The following is a 26,163-nucleotide window of genomic DNA, read 5'->3' as shown; positions in this document are numbered from 1 at the left end:
GGCTCAAGCCGCCACGGCGTCGCGGGTTTCTTCGGCCAGGGTGTCGGACCCGGCGCCGAAGGCGTAGAGGTCCATCGCCAGCACCCCGTAGGTCACGCTGGCATGCAGGCGCCGCGGCGTGGCGGCCTCGCCGCCGGCGCCAGCGGCCACGTAGAAGGGCAGCCAGTGCTCGTCGGTGGGGTGCATGAAGGCGGCGTGCGGCGCCTGGCGGCGGTAGTCGCGCAGCGCGGCCCAGTCGCGTGCGGCCGTGCGTTCGGCCACCCAGTGGCGGAAGGCGGCGGTCTCGGCGGTCTCCGGCGCTGCGACGTCGGGCTGCCCGCCGGGACCGTAGATCAGCCGCAGGTTGTGCGTGAGGCTGCCGCTGCCGACGATCAGCACGCCTTCGTCGGCCAGCGGCGCCAGCGCGCGGCCCAGGGCCATCAGCGCCGCCGGGCTGTCGTGCGGGCTGAAGGACAGCGGCAGCACCGGCACGTCGGCGCCCGGGTACAGGTAGCGCAGCGGGGTCCAGATGCCATGGTCCAGGCCGCTGGCGTCCAGCGTCTGCACCGGCAGGCCTGCGGCGCCCATCAGCGCGGCCACGCGCGGCGCCAGCGCCAGGGCGCCGGGGGCGTCGTAGCGCAGGCGGTAGAGCGCGTCGGGGAAGCCGCCGAAGTCGTAGACGGCCTCGTGCCGGGCGCCGGCCAGCAGCACGTGCCGGCGCGCCAGCGTGTGCGCGGAGATGGCCAACACCGCGATCGGCCGACCGAAGGCGCGGTCGATGGCCGGTCCCAGGCGCTGCATGAAGGCGCCGGCCGCGCCGGGTTCCAGCGCCGTCATCGGCGAGCCGTGGGAGATGAAGAGGGCGGGCAGGGTCGTCATGGCGACATTGTTCACCCGCTGCCTTGCCCGGGCGTTCAAGCACCTTCACCACGGCGTTGCGGCGCTTTTGCTACCGTGCGGGCATGAACCCGCCCTCGATCACGACCCTGGCCTGGCGCCAGACCCTGCGCGACTTCCGGGCCGGCGAGTTGCGCCTGCTGGCCGTGGCCGTGCTGCTTGCGGTGGCGGCGCTGACGGCGGTGGGCTTCTTCGCCGACCGGCTCAACAACGGCCTCACCCGCGACGCGCGCCAGCTCATCGGCGGCGACGCCGTGATCAGCAGCGACCAGCCGCTGCCGCCGGCCTTCGCCGCCGAGGCGCAGGCCCGCGGCCTGGCCACCAACACCAACGTGCAGTTCCCCAGCATGGCGCGGGCGCCCGACGACAAGGGCGGCAACGCGCGCCTGGTGTCGGTGAAGTCCGTGGGGCCGGCCTACCCGCTGCGCGGCCGGCTGCAGCTCAAGGACGGGCCCGACGCCGCGGTGGAAACCGTCGCCGCCGCGCCGGCGCCGGGCACGGTGTGGGTCGACGCGGGTGTGCTGGACGCGCTGCAGCTGCAGGTGGGCGACCCGCTGCTGCTGGGCGACGCCACGCTGACGGTGGCCCGGATCCTCGTCATCGAGCCTGACCGCGGCGCCGGCTTCGTGAACTTCGCGCCACGCGTGATGCTCGCCGAGGCCGACCTGGCCGCCACCGGCCTGGTGCAGCCGGCCAGCCGCGTGCGCTACCGCTTCGCCGTCGCCGCGCCCGGCGCCAGCGACGCGCCGGTGCGTGACTGGGTGCGCTGGGCCGAGCAGCACATCGAATCCGACGACCTGCGTGGCCTGCGCGTGGAGGCGCTGGAGGCCGGCCGGCCGGAGATGAGCCAGACGCTCGAGCGTGGCCAGAAGTTCCTGAACCTGGTGGCGCTGCTGGCGGCCCTGCTGGCCGCGGTGGCGGTCGGCATCGCGGCGCGCGACTTCGCCAACCGCCACCTCGACGACTGCGCCATGCTGCGCGTGCTGGGCCTGAGCCAGCGGCGCATCGCAGGGGCCTATGCACTGGAGTTCGGCTTCGTCGGACTCATCGGCAGCGCCGGCGGCGTGCTGCTGGGCTTCGTGGTGCACTACGCCTTCGTCTGGCTGCTCGCCGGCCTGCTGGACGCAGCGCTGCCGCCCGCGGGCTTCATGCCGGCGCTGTTCGGCCTGGGCGTGGGTCTGACGCTGCTGGTGGCCTTCGGCCTGCCGCCGGTGCTGCAGCTCTCGCGCGTGCCGCCGCTGCGCGTGATCCGGCGTGACCTCGGTGGCCCCAAGGCCGGCTCGCTGGTGGTGCTGGGCGCTGGCGCGGCCGGCTTCGTGGCCATGCTGCTGGCGGTGGCGCGCGACCCGGTGCTCGGCGCCGTGGCCGTGGGCGGCTTCGCCGCCGCGGTGGCGCTGTTCGCCGGCCTGTCGTATGCCGCCGTGCTGCTGCTCAAGCGCACGGTGCCGGAGAGCGACGCGCCGCGCTGGCTGGTTCTGGCCACGCGGCAGATCGCGGCACGGCCGGCCTACGCGGTGCTGCAGGTCTCGGCGCTGTCGGTGGGCCTGCTGGCGCTGGTGCTGCTGGTGCTGCTGCGCACCGACCTCATCGCCAGCTGGCGCCAGGCCACGCCGCCCGACGCGCCCGACCGCTTCGTCATCAACGTGCAGCCGGAGCAGGCCGAGCCCTTCCAGGCCGCGCTGAAGGCCGAGGGCGTGGCACGCTACGACTGGTACCCGATGATCCGCGGCCGCCTGACGGCCATCAACGGGAAGTCCGTCAAGGCCGAGGACTTCGAGGGCGAACGTGCGCAACGCCTGGCCGAGCGCGAGTTCAACCTCAGCCACGACGCGCGGCTGCCGGTGCACAACAGCGTGGTGGCCGGCCGCTGGACGGCCGACGAGGCCGGCGCCATCAGCGTCGAGGACGGGCTGGCCAAGGAACTCGGCCTGGGCCTGGGTGACAGCATGACCTTCGACGTCGCCGGCATCCCGGTGACGGCGAAGATCACCAGCCTGCGCGAGGTGGACTGGGGCTCGATGCGCGTCAACTTCTTCGTGCTGTTCCCGGTGGCGCAGATGGACGACGTGCCGCTGTCCTACATCAGCGCCTTCCGCGCGCCGGCGGCCAAGGGTTTCGACAACCGGCTGGTGCACGACTTCCCCAACATCACCAACATCGACGTCTCGGCCTCCATCGCCCAGGTGCAGCAGGTGCTGGACAAGGTGATCCGCGCGGTGGAGTTCCTGTTCGGCTTCACGCTGCTGGCGGGGCTGGTGGTGCTGTTCGCCGCGGTGACGGCCACGCGCGAGGCGCGGGCCAAGGAGTACGCGGTGATGCGCGCGCTGGGCGCCAGCGGGCGCCTGCTGGCGCAGGTGCAGCGCGCCGAACTGCTGGGGGTGGGCGCGCTGGCTGGCGTGCTGGCCTCCGTGGCGGCGCTGGTGGTGGGCTGGCTGCTGGCGCGCTACGCCTTCCAGTTCAGCTGGAACCCGCAGCCCTGGGTGCCCGCCATCGGCGGCGTGGCCGGCGCGCTGCTGGCGCTGGGCGCCGGCTGGTGTGGCCTGCGCGAGGTGCTGCGCCGGCCGGTGGTGGAGACGCTGCGCCGCGCGGTGGACTGAGCTCCCCCCGCGCGGCGCAGGCAGGCCGCGCCTCAGTGGGTCCGGAAGAACGCCATCGCGTCGTTCATGCGCAGCGCGCTGTCTTTCAGCGACGCCGCGGCGGCGGCCGTCTGCTCGACCAGCGCGGCGTTCTGCTGCGTCATGCCGTCGAGCTGCTCCACCGACTGGGTGATGTCCGTCAGACCCGCGGTCTGCTCCTGCGCGCCGTGACTGATCTCGGCGATCAGCTGCTTGACGTTGCCCGCGTTGGTCACGATCTGGCGCATCGTCTCGCCGGCCTGGCCGACCACCTTGGCGCCCGACTCGACCTGCGCCACGCTGTCGCCGATCAGCGCCTTGATCTCGCGGGCCGCCCCGGCCGAGCGCTGGGCCAGGGCCCGAACCTCGGTGGCCACCACGGCAAAGCCGCCGCCCTGCTCACCGGCACGCGCGGCTTCCACCGCGGCGTTGAGCGCCAGGATGTTGGTCTGGAAGGCGATGCCGTCGATGGTGCCCACGATGTCGGCGATGCGGCCGCTGCGTGCCGAGATCTGCTCCATCGTCTGCACGACCTGGGTGACGACCGCGCCGCCGCGCCGCGCCACGTCGCCAGCGCTGTCGGCCAGCGTTGCCGCGCTGCGGGCCGAGTCGGCGGTCTGCTGGGCGCCGGTGGCCAGCTGCTGCACGGCGCTGGCGGTCTGCTGGAGTTCCGCGGCCGTCTGTTCGGTCCGGCCGGAGAGGTCGCCGTTGCCGTTGGCGATCTCGCCGCTGGCCAGCTTGATCTGGCCGGCGCCTTCGCGCACCTGGTGCACCACGGCGGACAGCGCATCGCGCATGCCCAGCAGCGTGCGCTGCAGGGTCGCCATCTCGTCCTGCCCGTGCACCGCCATGCTGGCGGTCAGGCTGCCGCCGGCGATCTCGCTGGCAAATGACCCCGCCAGGTGCACCGGTCGCGTGATCGAGCGGGCCTGGTGCCAGGCCAGCGCGCCGCCCGCCGCCAGCGCGGCCAGGCAGGCCGCCACCAGCACGTTCGAGGCCTGTTTCACCGCGGCATCGACACGGGCCGACGCTGCCATGGCCTGCGCGTCGATGTGCGCCTGCAAGTCGTCGAGCGAAGCCTTCATCGCCTGCGCCAGCGGCGCCAGGTCGGTGTCGATGCGCTCTGCCCCCTCTCCCAGCAACAGGTCGTCCCGCACGGACGCGCGGGCCTGCACGAAGCGCTGACGGTCGGCTGCAACCTGGTCGACGCGCTGGCGGATCCCCGCCGCCCGGTCGATGTCCGCGTCGTCCTGCAGGCTGGCCAGCATGGCGTCCTGCTGCGTGGCCGCGGCGGCCGCGGTGTCGGCCATGGCCTGGTTCAATGCCCCGAGCGCAGCGGACGTGCGCTGCTGAAGCTCGGCATCGTCACCGACCACGGCGTCGAACCGGGTCGCCAGGATGGCCTTGTCCAGGTTGTCGCGCACATGACCGATCCAGTTGCCGACCAGGTCGCGCTGCCCCCGGGTCGATTCCAGGCTGTGGTTGGCGGCGCCGATGCGCTGCAGTTGCCAGCCCGCCATCGCGGCGGCTGCGACCATCAGCAGCAGCGGCACGGCCACCGCGGTCAGCAGGCGGGGAAACAGGGGCAGGCGCCGCAGCATGGACGGCTCCCGGTGCCGGTCAGGGGGCGGTGAGGCGGAAAGCCGAGACGATATCCGTCAGCCGCGCCGCCTGCGTACGCAGGCTCTCGGCGGCGGCGGCGCTCTGCTCGACCAGCGCGGCGTTCTGCTGCGTCATGCCGTCGAGCTCGCCCACGGCGTCGTGCACCGCGCCGATGTCGCCGCGCTGGGCGCCACTGGTGGCGCTGATCTCGCCGACGATGACCGTCACGCGCTGCACGCCGTCGACGATGTCCTGCATCGACTGCCCGGCGTCCTTGACCAGCGTGGCGCCGGCCTCGACGCTCTCGACGTTGCTGCCGATCAGCGCCTTGATCTCTCGTGCCGCCGCGGCACTGCGCTGTGCCAGCGTGCGCACCTCGCCGGCCACCACCGCGAAGCCGCGGCCCTGCTCACCGGCACGCGCTGCTTCCACCGCGGCGTTCAGGGCCAGGATGTTGGTCTGGAACGCGATGCCGTCGACGGTGCCGATGATGTCGGCGATACGCCGGCTGCTCGCATGGATGGTGTCCATCGTCGAGACCACCTGCGCGACGACGCTGCCGCCGCGCTGTGCGCTGCCCGATGCCGCCGTGGCCAGCGTGCTGGCCTGCGCCGCGGCGTCGCTGGACTGGTGGACCGTCTGCGTGATCTGCGCCATCGCGCTGGCCGTCTGCTGCAGGCGCGACGCCGTCAATTCGGTGCGCGCCGACAGGTCGGTGTTCCCGGCGGCCACCTCGGTGCTGGCCAGGCGGATCTGCTCGGCCGCGGCCTGCACGTCGCCGACCACGCGCCGCAGCGCGTCGCGCATCTCGGCGATGGAGCGCTGCAGGTCGCCGATCTCGTCGGCACGGTTGGTGTCCACGGGTGCTGCCAGGTCGCCATGGCCGATGCGTTCGGCCAGCGTGCGCAGGGCCAGCAGCGGCCGGCACACGGTGCGCACCAGGAAGGCCGATCCCAGCGCCGACACGCCCACGATCACGGCCATCAGCGCCAGCACGCCCCAGACGGTCCGCATCCGGTTGGCGGCGGCCGCATCCTGCATCTGGCGCATGCGGTCACGCTGCAGGGTCACGAAGGCGTCGGCCGCGGCCAGGCGGGCGGCCGGGTCGGTGGCCGACGCGGCGTTGGACAAGGCCTGGCGTTCGGCGTCATCGGCGGCGCCGGCCAGCAGCGCACCGCGCAGGGCGGCATCGTCCTCGCGGTGCGAGACGGCATTGCGCCACTGCTGCGCCTGCTGCAGGCGGTCGAGCTGCCCCGACTGCTGCTGCGCCGCGTCCCGGATCAGCGCCTGGGTGCGCACGGTGGTGATCGAGCCGGCGATACCCAGCATCAGGGCCAGGCCGATGGTCGGCGCCCACAGGCGCAGCGTGATCGAGGGGGACTTGAACATGGGCGGAAGGCGTGTGAAACGAGGAGGGCCTGAGGGCATTTCGGCCGAGATCTGCAAAAACTGAAGCGCGCCCTCGGGGGCGCGCTGCGATGGGTCAGGTCGGCCGGCGACGTTGCGCCGGGCAGCACGGATCGGATCGACGGCTCAGAAGGTTTCCCAGTCGTCGTTGTGGCCGGCCGTGCTGGTGGCCACCGTCGCCGGCTGAGCAGGGCGCGTCGGCACCGCAGCCGTCTTGACGGCAGCAGGACGCACGGCGGGCCTGGCCTGCGCGGAGGCTGGAGCGGCGGTCGGGGCCGGATGACGCACTGCAGGTGCAAGCCGCGGTGCGGCGGCGCCGTCACGCAGGTGGAACAGGCGCACCGCGTCGGCCAGACGCGCCGACTGCTCGCGCAGGCTGCCTGCCGCAGCAGCAGACTCCTCCACCAGTGCGGCGTTCTGCTGCGTCATCGTGTCGAGCTGCACGACCGCGCCGTTGACCTGGCCGATGCCCGAGCTCTGTTCGGCCGACGCGGCGGAGATCTCGCCGATGATGTCGTTCACGCGCTGCACGCTGCCCACGATGTCCTGCATCGTGGTGCCGGCCTGGCCGACCAGTGCACTGCCGGCCTCCACGCGTTCCACGCTGTTGCCGATCAGCGCCTTGATCTCGCGGGCCGCCTCGGCGCTGCGCTGCGCAAGCTGCCGCACCTCACCGGCCACGACCGCGAAGCCGCGGCCCTGCTCGCCGGCACGGGCGGCTTCCACCGCCGCGTTGAGCGCCAGGATGTTGGTCTGGAAGGCGATGCCGTCGATGGTGCCGATGATGTCGGCGATCTTGCGGCTGGCGGCGTGGATGTCCTCCATCGTCGTCACCACCTGCTGCACCACCTCGCCACCACGGCGTGCCACCTCGGACGCCGAGCGCGCCATCTGGTCGGCCTGAGCCGCAGCATCGCTGGACTGGCGCACCGTGCCGGTGAGCTGCTCCATCGCGCTGGCGGTCTGCTGCAGGTTGCTGGCCGTCTGCTCGGTGCGCTGGCTCAGGTCGGTGCTGCCCTGGGCGATCTCGCCCGACGCGGTGGCGATCGACTCGGTGCTGGCGCGCACGGTGGCGATGGCGCATTCGATGCGGGCCAGCGCCTCGAGCATTTGCGCGGCGGCCGGCGCCGGGCGGTCGAGCTGCGCGGCACGGAAGTCGATCGAGCCGTCGGCGGCAACCAGGCGCTCGGCGATCTGCGAGAGCTGTTCGTTGGCCGCGAAGTCGGCACGCGAACGGGCGGCCAGCATGATCAGGATCGCCGCCTCGCCGATCACGTAGGCCGCGTGCTCGATGACGATCATCAACCCGGGCTCGGTGAAGCAGATCGGCCCCCAGCCCCATTCCTAGAAGTAGTTGAAGCTCAGGTGGTGCACCGCGATGGTGGCCGCACCGGCCACCACTGGCATCCAGTGCCGGTAGACGATGGTCGCGGCCAGGAAGGCGAAGACGGCGAAGTGCGCCTCGGCGTGGCCACGGGCGACGTGGATCACCAGACCCACCATCGCCATGCCCAGCACCGGCAGGCCGATGCGGCTGCCGGTGCCGCCACGCGAGGCCAGGGCTACACCGGTGGCTGCGGCCATCAGCAGGGCGCCCACGCCCACGGCCAGGCCCAGGCCGTCATTGGCGACGCCATAGGCAGCGGCCGCGGCGGCGAGCACGCCGATGGCGATGAGCAGCAGTTTGTCGTTGGGGTCGAATCGGGTCACGGGCAGTCCTCCACGGGCAGGCGTCCAGGTCATTGCCCGCCATTTCGGCGCGGCCGTGGTCGACTTGAGTCACATCTGCCGTGCGGTGCCGATACGTTGACGCTGCTCACGGGCGGACGACCGCCATCACTGCGGATGGGTGGTCTGCACCTTCGCGGTTGCGCCGCGGCGCGGCGATGCCCTCGCGGCCGTGCACTTCGCCGGGGCCGGGTGCAGCCCTTTCGGGCACCGCGGAATCGGCTGCGAGCGCGTGGCCCGTCATGGCGGCCACGCCGCGCCCGGTCAGAAGGAGGTCCAGTCGTCGTCGGCCGTGGTGGCCGTCTCGGAGCGTGGCGCGGCCGATGTCGTCGCAGGCGTGGCCTTGGCCGCCGGCCGATGCTGCGCGCCGCTGCGCGTGGCCGCACGGGCCGCCAGCGCCGCCGGCCCCGCCGGGGCGGCAGGCATCGACACGGTGGACACGGCGCCTGCCGCAGCGATGGTGTGCTGAGGTGCCGGCTCGCCCGCCAGCTTGAACACGGCTACCGCGTTCACCAGGGCCTGGGCCTGCTGTCGAAGGCTCTCGGCCGCGGCGGCGCTCTCTTCGACCAGCGCGGCGTTCTGTTGCGTGGCCTGGTCCATCTGGCTGACGGCATCGCCCACCTGGCTCACGCCCTGGCTTTGCTCGGCGCTGGCCGAGCTGATTTCGCCGACGATGTCGGTGACGCGGCGGATCGCCGAGACCACCTCGCTCATCGTCGCGCCTGCCTGGTCGGCCAGCACGGAGCCGGATTCCACGCGCTCGACGCTGTCCGTGATCAGGCTCTTGATCTCCCTGGCCGCTTGCGCGCTGCGCTGGGCCAGCGTGCGCACCTCGCCGGCCACGACCGCGAAGCCGCGGCCCTGCTCGCCGGCGCGGGCCGCTTCCACCGCGGCATTGAGCGCCAGGATGTTGGTCTGGAAGGCGATGCCATCGATGGTGCCGATGATGTCGGCGATCCGCCGCGAACCGGCCTGGATGCCCTTGATCGTCTCGACGACCTGTCCGACCACCTCGCCGCCCTTGACCGCGACCGCGCTGGCGCCCTGGGCCAGCTGGTTGGCCTGGCGGGCGTTGTCGGCGTTCTGCCGGACGGTCGAGCCCAACTGCTCCATCGACGCGGCGGTCTGCTGCAGTGACGACGCCTGCTGCTCGGTGCGGCCGGACAAGTCCTGGTTGCCTTGGGCGATCTGGCTGCTGGCCGTGGCAATGCTGTCGCTGCCGCGGCGCACGTCGGCCACGAGCCGTGAGAGGTTGACCTGCATCGTTCCCAACAACGCCAGGACGCTGCCCTCCGGGGCCTGCCGAACGCCCGCGATGGAGCCGAGGTCGCCGGCCGACACGCGCTCGACCGCCTGGGCAAGGGCTGCCGGATCCGCGCCCAGACGACGGTGAAGACCGCGCAGGCTGGCAGCTGCGGCCAGGCCGCCGAACAGAAGGCCCGCCGCAACAATGCCCAGTGACGAGCCCAACAGCATCTTCCCGAGCCTGACTTCGGCGTCGTAGGTCTCGGCGGCTACGCGTGTCTGCAACGCAATCAGATCGTCCATGGCCTTGTGCCGGGGGGCGTCCAACGCGTCCATCTTCTCGATCATCACCGCTTGTGCGGTGTCGAAGCGCCCCTCTCTCACGGCTGCCTTGATCGGTTGCATGGCCTCGGCATCAAGTGCGGCCATCGCCTTGTGCAGGGCCGCTGCGATCTGCTCCTCCTCGGGCGTCAGGTAGGCGGCCATGTACGCCTTCCAGCGTGCGGCGCTCTGTGCTTCGTTCGCCTCGATGACCTTCAGGGCTTGCAGTGCCTTCGCCTGATCGCCGTCGAGCATGGCCTCCGCGAGCAGGGTGCGATTCCGCGTGGCCAGGAAGTGGATCTGGCCAAGGTCGACCAATGGGACCGTGCGGTCAAGGTACACCGTGCCAAGCGCGCCCAGCGTACGCTGCTGCCCCAGGATGCCCGTGGCGGCCACGATCAGCAAGGCCGTGATGACGATGCCGAAGCCGAAGCTCAGCAGCCTTCGCATGGGCCAGGAGGAAAGGTTGAACATCGAATCGACCTCGGTGGTGTTCTCCGGGAGGTTATCGGCACGCCGCGACGTCAACTTGAAGCCGTTGATCGGCGGTCACCGCCTTCGACCGGACGAGAAAAGGCCGCCCGGAGGCGGCCTTGTCGGTCGGTGCGGGCGCGTGGTGCTCAGTGCACGTCAATGAGGCCCATGTCGGCGGCGGACATGAGGCCCTCGATGTCCATGAGGATGAGCATGCGTTCCTTGGCCTTGCCGTCGTCTTCCTTGGCGGCGGGCTGGGGGATGCTGCCGATGCCGGTGATGAAGCCCGCGTCGATGCCGCTGGAGAGCTCCGGGGCGGGCTTGATGTGTCCGGCGGAGAGTTCGAGCACGTCGGAGACGGAGTCGACCACGGCACCGACGACACGGCCGCGCACGTTGAGCACGATGACGACGGTGAAGTCGTTGTACTCGGCGCTGTCGCAACCCAGCTTCAGTCGCAGGTCGACGATGGGGACGATGACGCCGCGCAGGTTGACCACGCCTTTGATGAAGTGCGGGGCATTGGCGATGCGGGTGGGCGGCTCGTAGGATCGGATCTCCTGCACGCGCAGGATGTCGATGCCGTACTCCTCGCCGCCGAGGCGGAAGGTGAGGTACTCGCCGCTGCGGGCAGCGGCCTTGCCACCGGCGACGGCTGCGTTGACGGCCTGGCGGGCGGCTTCGTGTTGGGCCACCTGGGTGGCGTCGGCGATCATGTCCATGTGATCTCCTGGTCGGGATGGAAGGGTTATCGGCGCCTTGGGCGGTGACTTGAGGGGGTGCCCGACAGATGTCAGGCGTGGTTGTGACGGTGGTCGCCGGTGCGGAACACCGCCACCACCTCGGTGAGGCGGCGGGCCTGGTCGCGCAGGCTCGTGGCCGCGGCCGCCCCCTGTTCCACCAGGGCGGCGTTCTGCTGCGTGGCGCGGTCGAGCTCGGTCACGGCACTGCCGACCTGGCCCATGCCCTGGGTCTGCTCGCCCGACGCCGAGGAGATCTCGCCGATGATGTCGCTCACGCGCTGCACGCTGGCCACGATCTCGGCCATCGTGCTGCCCGCCTCGCCGACCAGCCGGCTGCCCACTTCCACGCGGTCCACGCTGCTGCCGATGAGGGTCTTGATCTCGCGCGCGGCCTCGGCGCTGCGCTGGGCGAGGTTGCGCACCTCGCCGGCCACGACCGCGAAGCCGCGGCCCTGTTCACCCGCGCGGGCGGCCTCCACGGCCGCGTTCAGGGCCAGGATGTTGGTCTGGAAGGCGATGCCGTCGATGGTGCCGATGATGTCGCCGATGCGGCGGCTGCTGGCCGTGATCTCGTCCATCGTGGTGACCACCTGGGTCACGACCTCGCCGCCGCGGCGGGCCACGTCGGCCGCACCCCGTGCCAGCTGGTCGGCCTGCGCGGCCGAGGCACTCGCCTGCTGGCTGGTCGAGGCCAGCTGTTCCATCGCGCTGGCGGTCTGCTGCAGATGGCTGGCGGTCTGCTCGGTGCGGCTAGACAGGTCCTGGTTGCCGGCGGCGACCTCGGTGCTGGCGGTGAGGATGGCGTCTGCGCCGCTGCGCACGTCGCCCACCACGCCCTGCAGCCGGTTGGACATAGCCCCCAGGGCCTGCATCAGGCCGGTGACCTCGTCGCGGCCCTGCAGGTCGGGGCGGACCGTGAGGTCGCCGTCGGCCAGCACTTCGGCGAAACGCCGGCCTGCGGCCAGCGGCTGCGCGATCGAGCGCACGATCACCACCGCCGCCGCCACGCCGATGGTCACGGCCAGCACGATGGCACCAAGCAGCGCCGCCTGCACGGTGGCGACGAAGCCGTCCACCTTGGCCTGGCTGGCGGCCAGCGTCTCGCGCACCTTGGCCACGCCGGTTTCCATGGCCTGCTCGGCGGCATCGAAGTGGCTGCCGGCCTCGCTGGCCAGGCGGTCGTTGATCTCCTGCAGCGAAGCGATGATGTTGCCGCTGTGCAGTTCCTCGAGCACGCGCCAGGCGTTGTCGAGGTAGGCGGTCATCGGCGTGCGGATGTCGGCGATCAGCTGCTGGCCTTCGGCGGTCTTGACCATGCCGCCGATCTCGTCGAGCGCCGATTCCACGCGCTGGCGATCGGCCTGCCAGGCGGTGCGGGCGGCCGCCGTGCGGTCGTCGTAGCCGTAGGCCAGCATCAGGTCCTTCTCGTGGCGGCGCAGGGCCACCAGGCCGTGGCGCATCGTGCCGGCCAGGTCCATCAGCCTGAATTCGTAAGAGGACATGCGCTTCTGCGCATCGAGCGTGAAGCTCAGGCCGAACCAGCCACCCAGTGAGACGAGGGTCAGCAGCGTCAGCATGCCCGCGGTGGCGCCGATCAGGCGTGTGCGCACGGAGAACCGGCGCATCATGAGGATCAAGGTGTTCATCAGGGGTTGCCTTTCGGGACTCGCGCGGTTCGGGGCACGCGGATCAGAACGTCTCCCAGTCGTCGTCGGCCGTGGTGGCCACCGCTGCCGAGGGTGTTGCGGCCGGGGCCGGCGCGGACACCGGGCGGGTGTGAGGCCTGGCCGGTGTGGCCGCGGGCGCATCGCGCTTCTGCGCCACGGGGGGCGAGACCGACGCCGGCGTGGCGCGCGGCGACGGCACTTCCCTGGCGGTGCTGCCGGCTTGCAGCTGGAAGCGGGCCACGACCGAGGCCAGTCGCTCGGCCTGCTCGCGCAGGCTGCCGGCCGCGGCTGCCGATTGCTCGACCAGCGCGGCGTTCTGCTGGGTCATGCTGTCGAGCTGCACCACGGTCTGGTTGACCTGGCCGATCCCGGCGCTCTGCTCGCTGGAGGCCGCCGAGATGTCGCCGATGATGTCGTTGACGCGGCGGACGCTGTCGACGATCTCCTGCATCGTCTCGCCGGCATGGCCCACCAGGCGGCTGCCGGCCTCGACCCGGTCGACACTGTTGCCGATCAGGCTCTTGATCTCGCGCGCGGCTTCGGCGCTGCGCTGGGCCAGGCTGCGAACCTCGCCGGCCACGACGGCGAAGCCGCGGCCCTGTTCACCCGCACGGGCGGCTTCGACCGCGGCATTCAGCGCAAGGATGTTGGTCTGGAAGGCGATGCCGTCGATGGTGCCGATGATGTCGGCGATCCGCTTTGAGCTGGCGTTGATCTCGTTCATCGTGGAGACGACCTGCCCGACCACCTCGCCGCCGCGGGTGGCGACCTGCACCGCACTGCTGGCCAGCTGGTTGGCCTGCGACGCGGCGTCGGCGGTCTGGCGTACGGTGTCGGTGAGCTGGCTCACGGAACTGGCGGCGCTCTGCAGGTTGCCCGCCGTCTGCTCAGTGCGGCTGGACAGGTCGGTGTTGCCGGTGGCGATCTCAGCCGCGGCCACCGACACGCCGTCGGCACCTTGGCGAATGGCACCGACCGAGTCGCGGAGCTTGAGCTGCAACTGCTGCAGGCCGAGCAGCAGCTGTCCGGCATCGGAGCGCTCGTCGCAGGGCACGTCGACCGTGAGGTCCAGCGCACCCACGCGGTCCAGATGCTGGCGGAAGGTCTTCAAGGTCCGTGCCAGCACGGCAAGGCCCCCGAGGTAGAGCGCACAGGCGGCGCCGGCGGGCACCAGCCCGGCCAGGATTACGGTGGTCGTGCTCCAGCCTGAAAGCAGGCCGGCCACGGGCAAGGCCTGGCTGGTGGCGATGGCGCCCAGCGTCAGCAGGGTGCGGGTTTGAGTCGAGAGTGACATGGATGGCGGACCATTCGTTGCTGCCGGACCTGGCAGGTCGTGGGGTTCAAAGGGCTTGCGTCGTCTCGCCGGCAGCCTCGAGGCGGAACCGCCGGACGATGTCTTCGAGCGACTGCGCCTGGGCCTGCAGGCTTTCCGCGGCGGCGGCGGACTGCTCTACCAGCGCGGCGTTCTGCTGTGTCATGCGGTCGAGTTCCACCACCGCGCCGTTGACCTGCCCGATGCCGGCGGTCTGTTCGCCGGCGGCCGAGGAGATCTCGCCGATGATGTCGGTCACGCGCTGCACGCTGGCCACGATCTCGGCCATCGTGCTGCCGGCCTCGCCGACCAGGCGGCTGCCGGCCTCGACCTTGTCGACGCTGGCGCCGATCAGCGCCTTGATCTCGCGCGCCGCCTCTGCGCTGCGCTGGGCCAGGCTGCGCACCTCGCTGGCCACGACGGCAAAGCCACGGCCCTGTTCGCCGGCCCGAGCCGCCTCCACGGCGGCATTCAGCGCCAGGATGTTGGTCTGGAAGGCGATGCCGTCGATGGTGCCGATGATGTCCCCGATGCGCTGTGAGCTGGTGCTGATCTCGCCCATCGTGCTCACGACGCCAGCCACCACCTCGCCACCTCGGCGGGCCACCTCGGCCGCGCCGTGGGCCAGCTGGTTGGCCTGCGCAGCGGCGTCGCCGGACTGGCGCACCGTGCCCGTGATCTGCGACATCGCGCTGGCGGTCTGCTGCAGCTGGCCGGCGGCGTGTTCGGTGCGGGTGGACAGGTCGGCGTTGCCGGTGGCCACCTCGCGTGATGCGCTACCGATGGCGTCGGCCGACTGGCGCACCTCGCCGACGATCTGGCGCAGCGCCGTCTGCATGGTGTCCAGGCTGGCCAGCAGCTCGCTGGCCTCGTCGCGGCCCTCGGGCCGTACCGGCACCGTCAGGTCGCCACCGGCGATGGCCTGGGCGATCTTGCGGGCGTGGGCGATCGGCCGCACGATGGATTGCATGTTCACCAGCGTCAGCGGCACCACCACGAGCACGGCGAACAGCAGCACGGCACCGAAGCCGAGCATGGCGGTCTGGAACTGCGCTGCCAGTTCGACCTGCGTGGCCTCGGCCTCGGCCTTGACGATGGTGTCGATCTGCGCCAGCTTGGCCTCGGCCTCGCCGATGGCGGCCTTGGCCTCGGCGCTGACGCGGTCGACCACGGTGGCCGTGTCGTAGGCCTGGGCCTGGATCTGCGCGATCACCGGCTCGAAGGCGGCGCGGTAGGCCTTGAGGTCGTCGATGGCGCCGCGCGCCAGCGGGTTGTCCTCGTCCTCCTCGCCTTCGAGCAGGGCCGTGAAGGCCTGTTCGGTGGACTGCAACGCGCCATCCCAGGCCAGGCGCGACAGGGCCACCGCCTCGGGCTGCTCGTAGTAGATGATGAGGTCCTTCTCGTGGCGCCGCAGTTCGCCCAGCAGGCGCTGCAGGTCGGCCACGCCGCCGGCTTCGGCGAAGGAGTGTTCGAGAAAATCGCCGCTGAGGTGTTGCGTGCGCACCAACTGCCACAGGCCGAAGCCGCCGATGGCACACAGCAGGGCGACCACGACGCCGATGGCACCGATCATCCGAAAGCGGATGGTGAACCCGCGCATCCAGTCGTTGAGCATGGCCGTGTCTCCAGTTGGTCAGCTGCGCGAGCGGCGCACCAGCGAGCCGATGTCCAGGATCAGCGCCACGCGGCCGTCACCCATGATCGTGGCGCCGGAGACGTCGTCCACCTTGCGGTAGTTGGCCTCGAGGTTCTTCACCACCACCTGCTGCTGGCCGAGCAGTTCGTCCACCAGCAGGGCCACGCGGCCGCCCTCGGCCTCGACGACGACCATGATGTTGCTCACGTGCTCGAAGTCGAAACGCGGCACGTCGAACACGCGTTCCAGGTCGATCACCGGCATGTATTCGTCGCGCACCTGCACCACCCGGCCGCGGTTGCCGATGGTGCGGATGGTCTCCGGCTGGACCTGGAAGCTCTCGACCACCGAGCCCAGCGGCAGGATATAGACCTCGTCGCCCACGCCGACGCTCATGCCGTCCATGATGGCCAGCGTCAGCGGCAGCCGCACGCGCACGGTCATGCCGTAGCCCTCGGCGGAGTCGATCTCCACCGTGCCGCCGAGCGCGGTGATGTTCTTCTTCACCACGTCCATGCCCACGCCGCGGCCGGAGACGTCGGTCACCTGTTCGGCGGTGCTGAAGCCCGGCGCGAAGATCAGGCCGTAGACCTCCTGGTCGGTGAGGCTGTCGGGCGCGTCGAGGCCACGTTCGCGGGCCTTCTTCAGCAGCTTCTCGCGCGACAGGCCCTTGCCGTCGTCGCGCACCTCGATGACGATGCTGCCGCCCTGGTGGCTGGCCACCAGGGTGATGGTGCCGTGCGCCGGCTTGCCCTTGGCCACGCGTTCGTTGGGCAGCTCGATGCCGTGGTCGCAGCTGTTGCGCACCAGGTGGGTCAGCGGGTCGGTGATCTTCTCCACCAGGCCCTTGTCGAGCTCGGTGGCCTCGCCCTGGGTGACCAGCTCGACCTTCTTGCCCAGCTTGCCGGCCAGGTCGCGCAGCATGCGGGGGAAGCGGTTGAACACCAGCGACATCGGGATCATGCGGATCGACATCACCGCTTCCTGCAGGTCGCGGGTGTTGCGCTCCAGGTCGGCCAGGCCGGCGGTGAGCTGCTGGTGCAGCGCGCTGTCGATGTCCTTGCTGTTCTGGGCCAGCATGGCCTGGGTGATGACGAGCTCGCCCACCAGGTTGATCAGCTGGTCGACCTTCTCCACCGACACGCGCAGCGTGCTCTGGTCGGGCCCGGCGGACGGCTTGCCGGCCTCGGCCTTGGCGGGCGTGGCCGGGCGTGCGGGTGCGGAGGCCGGCGTGGTCGACGGTGCGGGCGCAGGGGCCCGGGCCGCGGCGGCGGCCTCGGGGGCGCCGGGGGCGTCGTCGAAGAAGCCGTAGCCGGGATCCCCGGCCGGGGCGGGTTCGGCCTTGGGTGCGCCCGGGGCCCCTTCATGGAAGCCGTAGCCCGGGCCGAGGGGCGCCAGGCGCACATGCTCGCGGGCGACGTGGAAGGTGAACAGGTCCAGCAGGTCGTTGTCGCTGCTGGCGGTGGTGACCTTGAAGCGGCGCACGCCGTCCACCGACTGCCCGGCGTCCAGCGGTTCGATCCGGCCGAGGTCGGTGATCTCCTTGAACAGATCCACCAGGTTCTCGGCCACCGCCGGGTCGTCCAGCGGGCCGACGGTGAGCTCGAGCTCGCGCGTGCCCGGGGCCGCCTTGGGCGCAGCGGGCTGGGCGGCCTGCGCCGTCGGGGCCGGCGTGGCTGCCGACGGCGCGCTGCCGCCGTCGACCAGCGTGCGGATCGTGGCCAGCAGGGCCGACGTGTCCGGCGACTCGCCGGCGCCGCCGGCCTGGTGGCGGGCCAGCTGGGCACGCAGCGCATCGCCCGAGGCCAGCAGCGCGTCGACCATCTCGACGGTGGGCTGCAGCTCGTGTCGGCGCAGCTTGTCCAGCAGCGTCTCCATCTCGTGCGTCAGTTCGGCCACGTCGCTGAAGCCGAAGGTGGCGGCGCCACCCTTGACCGAATGCGCGCAGCGGAAGATGGCGTTCAGCGCCTCGTCGTCGGCATTGCCCACGTCCAGCGCCAGCAGCATCTGCTCCATGTTCTCCAGGTTCTCGCCGGCCTCCTCGAAGAAGACCTGGAAGAACTGGCTGAGGTCGATCCCGGCGGCGAGGTGGCCGCCTTCCTTGCTCATGTCGCCCATCGTCGTCCCCTCAGCGGATGACCTTGCCGATCACCTCGACCAGCTTGGCCGGGTCGAACGGCTTGACCAGCCAGCCGGTGGCGCCCGCGGCGCGGCCGGCCTGCTTCATCTGGTCGCTGCTCTCGGTGGTCAGGATCAGGATCGGCGTGGCCTTGAACTTGGGGTTCTCGCGCAGCCGCTTGGTCAGGCTGATGCCGTCCATGCGGGGCATGTTCTGGTCGGTCAGCACGAGGCTGAAGTCCCGTGACGAGGCCTTTTCCCAGGCGTCCTGGCCGTCGACCGCCTCCACGACGTTGAAGCCGGCGTTCTTGAGCGTGAAGGACACCATCTGGCGCATCGAGGCGCTGTCGTCGACTGCAAGAATGGAATGCATGGTGGGTTCTCCGGGGGATCTCGTACGGGGGACAGACAGAAGTCAGAAGAGCTCGATGGAGCCTGCGTCCATCTCGTCCTGGGTGACCGGGTTGGGGCGCAGCGGGATGTCTTCGACGACGGCGGGGCCGTCCTCGTCGTCACCCATGGCCTCGCGAGCCAGCCGGTCGGCACAGCCGCGAAGGCGGTGACCGGTGTGCGTGATCAGCTGCGAGGCCAGGTCCTGGAACTGCATGGCGGTGATCGCCCCGGCCACGTGCTCCATGGTGCGGTGCAGTTGCGGCAGGTCCAGCTCCGGATGCTCGGCGGTGCGCTTGAGGGCCTCGCGCAGCTGGTCGGCCGCGGCATAGAAGTGCCCGATCAGCGACTCGCTGGCATCGCCCAGCAGGCGCTGCAGGCGGTCCAGGTCGTTGCTGGCCACGAGCAGGTCGTCCTGCACCTCCGCCGCGGCCATCAGGGGCATGCGCTCGGGTGGTGCGTCGACGGGTTCGGTGCTGAGCATGGGTTCTCCGCGGATGGCGTGGCAGTCCCGCCCTGGCGGACGGGGCCTGTCGTTCGTCCTGGGATTGTCGGCAGCACCCTCTGCGGGCTTTAGCGGAAGATGGCGGCAAAGCGCCTGCTTATCCCGGCCGACACGGGTGGGCGATACTGCGGGCATGGCATCTAGCGCCCCCAAGCGCCCATTGCGTGTGCTGCACCTGGAAGACTCGCCGCTCGACCACGAGCTGGCGCTGGCCCACCTGCGCCGCGGCGGGCTGGCGGTGGAGTGCCGGCGGGTGGAGTCGCGTGCCGAGTTCGAGGCCGCACTGGACCGCCGCGGCGGTGCCGCCAACCGCTGGGACCTGGTGCTTTCCGACTACAACGTGCCCGGGTTCTCCGGCATCGAGGCGCTGCGCCTGCTGCGCGAGCGGCGCATGGACCTGCCGTTCATCCTCGTGTCCGGCGAGATCGGCGAGGACACGGCGGTGGAAGCCATGCGCAACGGCGCCAGCGACTACCTGCTCAAGGCCAACTTGGCGCGGCTGGCGGTGGCGGCGGAGCACGCCATAGAGGCGGCCGAGGTCAAACGGGCCCACGTGGCCGCCGACCGCGCGCTGCAGTCCAGCCGCGAGCAGCTCGCCGCGCTGGCCCGCCACCTGCAGACCAGCATCGAGGCCGAACGCACGCACATCGCGCGCGAGATCCACGACGACGTGGGCGGCAGCCTGACGGCGCTGAAGTTCGACCTCGACTGGATGCGCCGCCATGCCGGCACGCCGGCGATGCAGCAGCGTGCCACGGCGGCCATCGAACTGCTCACGCACGCCATCGACGCCAGCAAGCGCATCATGCACAACCTGCGCCCGGCGATCCTGGAGCAGGGTCTGGTGGCCGCCCTGCAGTGGATGGCCGGCAACTTCGAGCGCCGCACCGGCATCGAGTGCGGGTTCCGCAGCAGCCATGAGATGGTCCACCTGCCGCCCGGCGTGCCGCTGGTGGCCTACCGCATGGCGCAGGAAGCGCTGACCAACGTGAGCAAGCACGCCCAGGCCACGCGGGTGCGCATCGAACTGGCGGTGGGCGCCGGCGCGCTTTCGCTGGAGGTCAGCGACAACGGGCGGGGCCTGACCGAGGCCGACCGCGCCAAGGCGCGCAGCTTCGGGCTGCGCGGCCTGACCGAGCGCGCTTCCACCGTCGGCGGCTGGGTCGACGTGATCAGTGGGGACTCCGGCACCAGCCTGATCCTGTCGGTGCCGCTGGAGCCCGCGCTGGCCGAGGCCGGCGCCGTGGACGACGAGGACGAGGTGGACGAACTGGACGACGACGAGCGCCGCCACGACCCGTCGGCGTGGACGCCACTGTGACCCGGCCCCGACGCGCCCCACCCATGCGCAGCGCAGGACGATGCCCATGACCGATGTGATCCTCTGCGACGACCACGCGCTGATCCGGCGCGGCATCCGCGACACGCTGTCCGACGCGGCCGACATCCGCGTTGTCGGCGAGGCGGGCGACTACGGCGAACTTCGCACGCTGATGCGCGGCACCCGCTGCGACGTGCTGGTGCTCGACATCAACCTGCCCGGCCGCAGCGGCCTGGACGTGCTGCATGCATTGAAGGAGGAAGGCTCGCCGGTCAAGGTGCTGGTGGTCAGCATGTACCCGGAAGACCAGTACGCCATCCGCGCGCTGCGGGCCGGCGCCTTCGGCTACGTCAACAAGGGCGGCGATCCGCAGCTCATCGTGCAGGCCGTGCGCACCGTGGCCCAGGGCCGCAAGTACGTCACGCCCGAGATCGCGCAGATGCTGGTGGAAAGCCTCACCGCGCCGTCGCCGGAGAACGCCCACCAGACGCTGTCGGACCGCGAGCTGCAGACCCTGGTGCTGATCGCCAGCGGCAAGCGGCTGTCGGACATCGCCGACGAACTGAGCCTGAGCCCGAAGACGGTGTCGGTCTACCGCGCCCGTGTGCTCGAGAAGTTGGCGCTTGCCAACAATGCGGAGTTGACGGTCTACGCCATCCGCAACGGCCTGGTCGGCGACTGAGCGGGCTGCCGCCTGAACGCCTGGCACCGGCTGGCCGCCACCCGCATCCGTTGACCACAGGCGCGATGGTCCCTTCCGTCGACGACCCGATCGCCGCCCGCTCGGCCGGCCGGGACTGGCTGTCGCTGGCGCTGATCGACGCCCGCAACCACACGCTGCGCTGGCTGGCCGCCATCGCGTCCTCGCCGGCCGGGGCGCTGCACGGCGCCGCCGGGCTGCCGCCGGCGCTGTGGCTGGCCGGCCATGCGGCCTGGTACGCCGACTGGTGGATCCTGCGCCACGTGCACGCCGGCCGGGGCGAGGCCGGTGATCCCGGGCGGCCGCGGCTGGCACCGGCCGAGGCCGAGAGCGACCGCTGCTTCCATGCCGAGCAGCGCGGGTCGTCGGCCCCGCTGCCGGATCCGGACGAGGTGCGGGCATGGATGGCCGACACGCTGGAGCACCAGCTCGACCTGCTGGCGGCCGGGCCCGACAACGACACGGCGCTGTACCTGCACCGCCAGGCCCTGCGGCACGAGGACCGCATCGGCGAGACCCTGGCCGTGCTGGCCGACCACCTGGACGTGGTCGACGCCCCTTGGCCCGACGACCGCCGTGTGGCCGACGCCCCGCCGCTGTGGCTGCCGGCGCAGACCTGGCGGTTGGGCTCGGGCGAGGGCGGCCTGGTTCCCGGCCCGGAGCGCTGGGCGCACCCGGTGCCGCTGCCGGAGACGGAGATCGACAGCCGCCCGGTCAGCTGGGCCCGCTTTGCCGAGTTCGTGGCCGACGGCGGCTACGACGAGCCGCGCTGGTGGACGCCCACCGGCTGGGACTGGGCGCAGGAGGCGCAGCGCCGGGCCCCCCGGCGGCTGGAGCAGATGGGCACGGCCATCGTGGTGCAGCGTCGGGGCCGCCTGCAGCGGGTGCCGGCGGCAGCAGCGGTGGCGCACGTGACCCGCCACGAGGCGCAGGCTTGGTGCGCCTGGGCCGGACGCCGGCTACCGGTGGAGGCGGAATGGGAAGCCGCTGCAGTCGGCGCCGCGCGGCGCGGCTTCGTCTGGGGTGAGGTGCTCGAGTGGGTGGCTGGGCCGGCCCGCGCCTACCCCGGCCACGCCGACCCGCCGGGCGAGATCGACCCGCTGCCTGTCGACCCCGGCCCGCCCGTGGCCTGGGGCGTGCTGCGCGGCGCCTGCGCGTTGACGCCGCCGCGCGCCGTGCACCCGCGCGCGCGCCGTTTCGCGGCGGTGGACGACGATGTCCTGCCCACCGGCTTTCGCAGCTGTGCGCGGTAGGATGGAACCATGGAGACAAGCCCCACCACCTCGATCACGCTCACGGTCAACGGCCGTGCGCATACCCTGGACGCCGAGCCGCGGCAGTTGCTCGTCGAACTGCTGCGCGGGCCGCTGGGCCTGACTGGCACGCACGTGGGCTGTGACACCAGCCAGTGCGGCGCCTGCACCGTGCTGCTCGACGGCCAGGCGGTCAAGAGCTGCAGCGTGCTGGCGGTGCAGGCCGCCGGCCGCGCGGTGACCACCATCGAGGGGCTGTCGGCGCTCGACGCCCCGCTGCACCCGCTGCAGGACGCCTTCAGCGCCTGCCACGGCCTGCAGTGCGGCTTCTGCACGCCTGGCATGGTGATGAGCGCCTGCGCGCTGCTGGCCGAGAACCCGCGGCCCACCGATGCCCAGATCCAGCACGCGCTGGAAGGCAACCTGTGCCGCTGCACCGGCTACGTCAACATCGTCAGCGCGGTGAAGCAGGCGGCCGCCACCATGGCAGGAGGTGCACAGTGAACGCCCCCGACGCGCTGCGCTTCGGCAGCGGCCACACGGTCCGCCGCATCGAGGACCCGACCCTGGTGCGCGGCCGCGGCCAGTTCACCGACGACGTCACGCCCGCGGGCAGCAGCTACGCCGTCTTCGTGCGTTCGCCGCACGCGCATGCGCGCATCGTGTCCATCGACGTCGACGGTGCGCGCGCCATGCCGGGCGTGCTCGCGGTGCACACCGGTGCGGAACTGCAAGCCGCCGGCGTCAAGCCCATCGCGCTGGCGCCGGCCTTCAAGCGCCCGGACGGCCAGCCCATGGCCGCGGCGCCGCGGCGTGCGCTGGCGCACGAGGTAGTGCGCTGCGTGGGCGAGCCGGTGGCGCTGGTGATCGGCGCCACGCGCGACGCCGCGCAGGCCGCGGCCGACGCCCTGGCCATCGAGTACGACCCGCTGCCCGCCGTCACCGACCCGGTGCTGGCGCTGCAGCCCGACGCGCCCCGCGTCTGGGACGGCCTGCCCGACAACATCAGCGGCGAGGCCCGCCACGGCAAGCCCGAGGAAGTGGCCGCGGCCTTCGCCGCGGCGGCGCACACGGTGCAGCTGCACATCGTCAACCAGCGCCTGGCGCCCAGCCCGATGGAGCCGCGCAGCGTGCTGGCCTGGATGGCCGACGGCCGGCTGCAGGTGCGCCTGTCCAGCCAGATGCCCAGCGCCGTGCGCGGCGGCCTGGCCGACGCGCTGGGCATGAAGCCGGAGGACATCCACGTCGTCGTCGGCGACGTCGGCGGCGGCTTCGGCATGAAGACCGGCATCTACCCGGAGGACATCGCGCTGGGCTTCGCCGCGCGTGCGCTCGGCCGGCCCGTCAAGTGGCAGGCCACGCGGCTGGAGGACTTCCTGTACGCGGTGCACGGCCGCGACCTCGTCACCGACGCCGAGCTGGCGCTGGACGCCCAGGGCAAGGTGCTGGCGCTGCGCACGCGCACCATCGCCAACATCGGCGCCAGCGCCACCACCACCGGCGCGCTGATCGCGCTGCTGATCGGGCCCTGGGTGACGACCAGCATCTACGACATCCCGCTGATCGACCTGCACATCACCACGGTGCTGACGAACACGGGCGCCACCGGCGCCTACCGCGGCGCCGGCCGCCCCGAGGCCATCTACACGACGGAGCGGCTGATGGACGCCGCCGCCGCGAAGCTTGGCCTGGATCCGGCGGAGATCCGCCGGCGCAACATGATCCGCCCGGAGCAGATGCCCTACACCAACCCGATGGCACAGGTCTACGACGTCGGGCAGTTCGAGCAGATCCTCGACCAGGGTCTCGAACTGGCGGACTGGGCCGGCTTCGAGGCCCGCGCCGCGGCGTCCAAGGCCGCCGGCAGGCTGCGCGGCCGCGGCATCGCCACCTTCCTGGAATGGACCGGCGGCAATGCGCTGGTGGAACAGGCCACGGTGCGCGTGACCGCTGACGGCTTCATCGAGCTGATCGCCGCGACGATGCCGATGGGCCAGGGCATCGCCACCAGCTACGCGCAGCTGGCGGTGGACACCTTCGGTGTGCCGATCGAGCGCATCCGCGTCCTGATGGGCGACACCGACCGCGCCAACGGCTTCGGCAGCGCCGGCAGCCGCAGCCTGTTCACCGGCGGCGGTGCGGTCCACGTGGCGGCGAAGAAGAGTGTGGAGCGGGGCAAGGACCTCGCCGCCGAGGCGCTGGAGGCCCCTGCGGCCGACATCGAGTACGCCGCCGGCCGCTACACGGTGGCCGGCACCGACCTGGGCATCGGCCTGTTCGAGCTCGCCGCGCGCCAGGGGCCGGACGGCTTTGCGGTGGAGGAGGGCGCCACCGCCGGTGCGCCCAGCTGGCCCAACGGTTGCCACGTCTGCGAGGTCGAGGTCGACCCGGCCACCGGCGAGGTGCAGCTGGTGGCCTACGCCTCGGTCAACGACATCGGCCGCGTGGTCAGCCCGCAGATCGTGCAGGGCCAGATCGAGGGTGGCGCGGTGCAGGGCATCGGCCAGGCGCTGTGCGAGGCGGTGGTCTACGACGAACACAGCGGCCAGCAGCTCAGCGCCAGCTTCATGGACTACGCGCTGCCGCGGGCCGACGGCTTCCTGGGCTTCAAGACCGCCTTCGACACCTCGATCCCGTGCACCACCAACGTGCTGGGCGCCAAGGGCGTGGGCGAGCTGGGCACCATCGGTGCGACGCCGGCGGTGGTCAATGCGGTGGTGGACGCGCTGCGCCGCGCCGGCCGCGGCGAGGCGGCCGAGCGCATGCAGATGCCGCTGACGGGCGAGACCGTCTGGCGGGCGCTGCAGTGCTGACCGGGCGCCGCGAGGCGCGGGGTCAGGTCGCCGGCGTGTCGCCGGTCATGCGGCGCAGGGTCGCAGCCAGCGCCTGCCAGGGGCCATGGCAGGCGTCCCAGTCCGCGGCCTCGGCGGCGTGTTCAAGCCGACGCGCCGTGTCGGAGGCCTCGGCCTCGCCGACCAGCAGCAGCACCGACTTCAGGCTGTGTGCCACCCGTCGCAGGGACGGTGCATCGGCGGCGGCCACCGCGGCATCGCCCTGGCGCAGGTCGTCGGGGAACTGCAGCAGGCAACTGGCGAGGAACGCGCGGTAGAGCGCGGCATCACCGCCGAAATGGGCGTCGATCGCCGCCGCGGCGCTGACGGCAGTCGCGCCGGCGTCGTGCGGTGGTGCATCGGCATCGGCCGGCTCGACGGCATCGCCCTGCAAGGCCGCCTCGACGATGTCGGCCAGTGCGATCACAGGCGTCGGCTTGTCGATCAGCCGCCACACCGGCAGGCCCGCCAGCCGCTCTTTGGCCTGGGCGTTCAGGCCAGCGCTGAACACCGCCAGCCGGGCACCACCGCGCAGCGCCGGGTCGTCGGCCAGCTGCTGAAGCAGCGCGTAGCCGCTGATGCCCGGCATCATCAGGTCGGTGATCACCAGCCGCGCCGGGCCCTGGCGCATCGCGTCCAGGGCTTCGCGGCCGTCGGCACAGCACACGAGGTCCACGTCCAGGTCCTCCAGCGCCAGATCCACCAGCCGCCGGATGGCCGCGTCGTCGTCGACCAGCAGCACGCGAGGCCGCGTCGCCGCTGCCGAGGTCATGCGCTCGCCACCGGCGCCGGCAGCGCCTCGGCCAGGCGGGCCGGCAGTTCCGCCACCAGCTGCGGCTTGTGCACCACGGGCACGCCCGCCAGCGCAAAGGCGTAGGGGCCGCGCTGGTCCTCGTCCAGCGAGGTGACCACGATCAGCCGGCTGCGCTCGAAGGCCGGGTGCGAGCGCAGGCTGGTGATCAGCGTGGCGCCGTCGATGCCCGGCAACAGGATGTCCACCAGCAGCACGTCGGGCTGCAGGCGCCCGGCCATGGCCAGGCCGGCGATGCCGTCGTCGGCGATGTGCAGTTCCACGTCCGGCCGGTGCTGGCGGATCAGCAGGCCCACCAGGTTCTGGTAGTGGCGCGAGTCCTCGATCAGCAGCACCTGGGGCCGGCGCGTCGCCCGCGTCGGCGCGGGCGCGGCCGCCGGCGCGGCGCCGCCGCCCTGCCGCGCCGCTAGCCAGCGGTCCACCGAAGCCCGCGAGATGCGCCGGTGACCACCGGGCGTCTTCCAGGCCTCGAGTTCACCCCGGTCCACCATCAGCTGGACCGAGCGCACCGCCATGCCCAGGCGGCGCGCCACGTCCAGGGTCGAACAATCGTCGCGGTCGGAGGCACTCATGCGTGCGATTCTGCCGGTTCCCGGAGGATGCCCTAT

General features: G+C 71.9%; 21 protein-coding genes. 6 read left to right on the top strand and 15 right to left on the bottom strand.

Annotated features, from left to right (window positions below):
- Window positions 1-3: 3 nt before the first annotated feature.
- A complete protein-coding gene (locus ENE75_RS19685; RefSeq protein WP_128200054.1) occupies window positions 4-858 on the bottom strand; it encodes a dioxygenase family protein in 855 nt (284 codons plus the stop codon).
- Window positions 859-941: 83 nt separating this feature from the next.
- Between ENE75_RS19685 and ENE75_RS19680 the strand changes: the two genes are divergently transcribed.
- The gene (locus tag ENE75_RS19680) at window positions 942-3,473 is read left to right on the top strand and encodes an ABC transporter permease (protein ID WP_128200053.1); all 2,532 of its coding nucleotides are present in this window, start codon (window positions 942-944) and stop codon (window positions 3,471-3,473) included.
- A 32-nt stretch (window positions 3,474-3,505) separates the two neighbouring features.
- Here the strand turns inward: ENE75_RS19680 and ENE75_RS19675 are convergent, their stop codons facing one another.
- The 12 genes from ENE75_RS19675 to ENE75_RS19620 all read right to left on the bottom strand — a co-directional run bounded on the left by ENE75_RS19675 (window position 3,506) and on the right by ENE75_RS19620 (window position 18,618).
- Window positions 3,506-5,092, bottom strand: a complete 1,587-nt coding sequence (locus ENE75_RS19675; protein ID WP_128200052.1) for a methyl-accepting chemotaxis protein — start codon at window positions 5,090-5,092, stop codon at window positions 3,506-3,508.
- Between the two features lie 19 nt (window positions 5,093-5,111).
- Complete coding sequence (locus tag ENE75_RS19670) at window positions 5,112-6,482, bottom strand: methyl-accepting chemotaxis protein (RefSeq protein ID WP_128200051.1); 1,371 nt, start codon at window positions 6,480-6,482, stop codon at window positions 5,112-5,114.
- 144 nt (window positions 6,483-6,626) lie between these two features.
- A complete protein-coding gene (locus ENE75_RS19665) occupies window positions 6,627-7,802 on the bottom strand; it encodes a methyl-accepting chemotaxis protein (RefSeq protein WP_128200050.1) in 1,176 nt (391 codons plus the stop codon).
- A 42-nt stretch (window positions 7,803-7,844) separates the two neighbouring features.
- Complete coding sequence (locus ENE75_RS19660) at window positions 7,845-8,210, bottom strand: hypothetical protein (RefSeq protein WP_128200049.1); 366 nt, start codon at window positions 8,208-8,210, stop codon at window positions 7,845-7,847.
- 282 nt (window positions 8,211-8,492) lie between these two features.
- A complete protein-coding gene (locus tag ENE75_RS25750; protein ID WP_128200048.1) occupies window positions 8,493-10,244 on the bottom strand; it encodes a methyl-accepting chemotaxis protein in 1,752 nt (583 codons plus the stop codon).
- A gap of 170 nt (window positions 10,245-10,414) precedes the next feature.
- Window positions 10,415-10,990, bottom strand: coding sequence for a chemotaxis protein CheW (locus tag ENE75_RS19650; protein ID WP_128200047.1), 576 nt, complete (start codon window positions 10,988-10,990; stop codon window positions 10,415-10,417).
- Between the two features lie 71 nt (window positions 10,991-11,061).
- Window positions 11,062-12,657: a methyl-accepting chemotaxis protein gene (locus ENE75_RS25745; protein ID WP_128200046.1), complete on the bottom strand. Its 1,596-nt coding sequence runs from the start codon at window positions 12,655-12,657 to the stop codon at window positions 11,062-11,064.
- 43 nt (window positions 12,658-12,700) lie between these two features.
- Window positions 12,701-13,972, bottom strand: coding sequence for a methyl-accepting chemotaxis protein (locus ENE75_RS19640; RefSeq protein WP_128200045.1), 1,272 nt, complete (start codon window positions 13,970-13,972; stop codon window positions 12,701-12,703).
- 46 nt (window positions 13,973-14,018) lie between these two features.
- Complete coding sequence (locus ENE75_RS19635; protein ID WP_128200044.1) at window positions 14,019-15,605, bottom strand: methyl-accepting chemotaxis protein; 1,587 nt, start codon at window positions 15,603-15,605, stop codon at window positions 14,019-14,021.
- A gap of 18 nt (window positions 15,606-15,623) precedes the next feature.
- Window positions 15,624-17,744: a chemotaxis protein CheA gene (locus ENE75_RS19630; RefSeq protein ID WP_128200043.1), complete on the bottom strand. Its 2,121-nt coding sequence runs from the start codon at window positions 17,742-17,744 to the stop codon at window positions 15,624-15,626.
- Window positions 17,745-17,754: 10 nt separating this feature from the next.
- Window positions 17,755-18,117: a response regulator gene (locus ENE75_RS19625; protein WP_128200042.1), complete on the bottom strand. Its 363-nt coding sequence runs from the start codon at window positions 18,115-18,117 to the stop codon at window positions 17,755-17,757.
- A 42-nt stretch (window positions 18,118-18,159) separates the two neighbouring features.
- Window positions 18,160-18,618 carry a hypothetical protein gene (locus ENE75_RS19620; RefSeq protein WP_128200041.1) on the bottom strand — a complete coding sequence of 153 codons (459 nt, stop codon included), beginning with the start codon at window positions 18,616-18,618 and terminating at the stop codon, window positions 18,160-18,162.
- Window positions 18,619-18,772: 154 nt separating this feature from the next.
- Here ENE75_RS19620 and ENE75_RS19615 point away from each other — a divergent pair, with 154 nt between their 5' ends.
- From ENE75_RS19615 to ENE75_RS19595, 5 genes are all read left to right on the top strand, one after another.
- Window positions 18,773-19,960, top strand: coding sequence for a hybrid sensor histidine kinase/response regulator (locus ENE75_RS19615; protein ID WP_128200040.1), 1,188 nt, complete (start codon window positions 18,773-18,775; stop codon window positions 19,958-19,960).
- A 46-nt stretch (window positions 19,961-20,006) separates the two neighbouring features.
- Window positions 20,007-20,642: a response regulator gene (locus ENE75_RS19610; RefSeq protein WP_128200039.1), complete on the top strand. Its 636-nt coding sequence runs from the start codon at window positions 20,007-20,009 to the stop codon at window positions 20,640-20,642.
- 65 nt (window positions 20,643-20,707) lie between these two features.
- Window positions 20,708-21,913 carry an SUMF1/EgtB/PvdO family nonheme iron enzyme gene (locus ENE75_RS19605; RefSeq protein ID WP_128200038.1) on the top strand — a complete coding sequence of 402 codons (1,206 nt, stop codon included), beginning with the start codon at window positions 20,708-20,710 and terminating at the stop codon, window positions 21,911-21,913.
- A gap of 9 nt (window positions 21,914-21,922) precedes the next feature.
- Window positions 21,923-22,417, top strand: a complete 495-nt coding sequence (locus tag ENE75_RS19600) for a (2Fe-2S)-binding protein (protein ID WP_128200037.1) — start codon at window positions 21,923-21,925, stop codon at window positions 22,415-22,417.
- On the top strand, window positions 22,414-24,726 hold the full coding sequence (locus tag ENE75_RS19595; protein ID WP_128200036.1) for a xanthine dehydrogenase family protein molybdopterin-binding subunit: 2,313 nt from the start codon (window positions 22,414-22,416) through the stop codon (window positions 24,724-24,726). The genes ENE75_RS19600 and ENE75_RS19595 overlap by 4 nt, the downstream gene beginning before the upstream one ends.
- A gap of 22 nt (window positions 24,727-24,748) precedes the next feature.
- Here the strand turns inward: ENE75_RS19595 and ENE75_RS19590 are convergent, their stop codons facing one another.
- Window positions 24,749-25,516: a response regulator gene (locus ENE75_RS19590; protein ID WP_128200035.1), complete on the bottom strand. Its 768-nt coding sequence runs from the start codon at window positions 25,514-25,516 to the stop codon at window positions 24,749-24,751.
- Window positions 25,513-26,127 carry a response regulator gene (locus ENE75_RS19585; protein WP_128200034.1) on the bottom strand — a complete coding sequence of 205 codons (615 nt, stop codon included), beginning with the start codon at window positions 26,125-26,127 and terminating at the stop codon, window positions 25,513-25,515. Before ENE75_RS19585 ends, ENE75_RS19590 begins: the two co-directional genes overlap by 4 nt.
- Window positions 26,128-26,163: the final 36 nt, after the last annotated feature.

This window comes from Rubrivivax albus (assembly GCF_004016515.1).
Taxonomy (GTDB): domain Bacteria; phylum Pseudomonadota; class Gammaproteobacteria; order Burkholderiales; family Burkholderiaceae_C; genus Rubrivivax; species Rubrivivax albus.
The sequence above is the reverse complement of the archived record's forward strand: the minus strand, read 5'-3'. Positions and strand labels throughout refer to the sequence as shown.

Coding starts and splice junctions, on each gene's coding strand:
- ENE75_RS19630 (WP_128200043.1), bottom strand. CDS start 17,744: ATGGGCGACATGAGCAAGGAAGGCGGCCACCTCGCCGCCGGGATCGAC.
- ENE75_RS19650 (WP_128200047.1), bottom strand. CDS start 10,990: ATGGACATGATCGCCGACGCCACCCAGGTGGCCCAACACGAAGCCGCC.
- ENE75_RS19600 (WP_128200037.1), top strand. CDS start 21,923: ATGGAGACAAGCCCCACCACCTCGATCACGCTCACGGTCAACGGCCGT.
- ENE75_RS19625 (WP_128200042.1), bottom strand. CDS start 18,117: ATGCATTCCATTCTTGCAGTCGACGACAGCGCCTCGATGCGCCAGATG.
- ENE75_RS19590 (WP_128200035.1), bottom strand. CDS start 25,516: ATGACCTCGGCAGCGGCGACGCGGCCTCGCGTGCTGCTGGTCGACGAC.
- ENE75_RS19615 (WP_128200040.1), top strand. CDS start 18,773: ATGGCATCTAGCGCCCCCAAGCGCCCATTGCGTGTGCTGCACCTGGAA.
- ENE75_RS19675 (WP_128200052.1), bottom strand. CDS start 5,092: ATGCTGCGGCGCCTGCCCCTGTTTCCCCGCCTGCTGACCGCGGTGGCC.
- ENE75_RS19640 (WP_128200045.1), bottom strand. CDS start 13,972: ATGTCACTCTCGACTCAAACCCGCACCCTGCTGACGCTGGGCGCCATC.
- ENE75_RS19620 (WP_128200041.1), bottom strand. CDS start 18,618: ATGCTCAGCACCGAACCCGTCGACGCACCACCCGAGCGCATGCCCCTG.
- ENE75_RS19670 (WP_128200051.1), bottom strand. CDS start 6,482: ATGTTCAAGTCCCCCTCGATCACGCTGCGCCTGTGGGCGCCGACCATC.
- ENE75_RS25750 (WP_128200048.1), bottom strand. CDS start 10,244: ATGCGAAGGCTGCTGAGCTTCGGCTTCGGCATCGTCATCACGGCCTTG.
- ENE75_RS19610 (WP_128200039.1), top strand. CDS start 20,007: ATGACCGATGTGATCCTCTGCGACGACCACGCGCTGATCCGGCGCGGC.
- ENE75_RS19665 (WP_128200050.1), bottom strand. CDS start 7,802: ATGATCGTCATCGAGCACGCGGCCTACGTGATCGGCGAGGCGGCGATC.
- ENE75_RS19635 (WP_128200044.1), bottom strand. CDS start 15,605: ATGCTCAACGACTGGATGCGCGGGTTCACCATCCGCTTTCGGATGATC.
- ENE75_RS19585 (WP_128200034.1), bottom strand. CDS start 26,127: ATGAGTGCCTCCGACCGCGACGATTGTTCGACCCTGGACGTGGCGCGC.
- ENE75_RS25745 (WP_128200046.1), bottom strand. CDS start 12,657: ATGAACACCTTGATCCTCATGATGCGCCGGTTCTCCGTGCGCACACGC.
- ENE75_RS19605 (WP_128200038.1), top strand. CDS start 20,708: ATGGTCCCTTCCGTCGACGACCCGATCGCCGCCCGCTCGGCCGGCCGG.
- ENE75_RS19685 (WP_128200054.1), bottom strand. CDS start 858: ATGACGACCCTGCCCGCCCTCTTCATCTCCCACGGCTCGCCGATGACG.
- ENE75_RS19680 (WP_128200053.1), top strand. CDS start 942: ATGAACCCGCCCTCGATCACGACCCTGGCCTGGCGCCAGACCCTGCGC.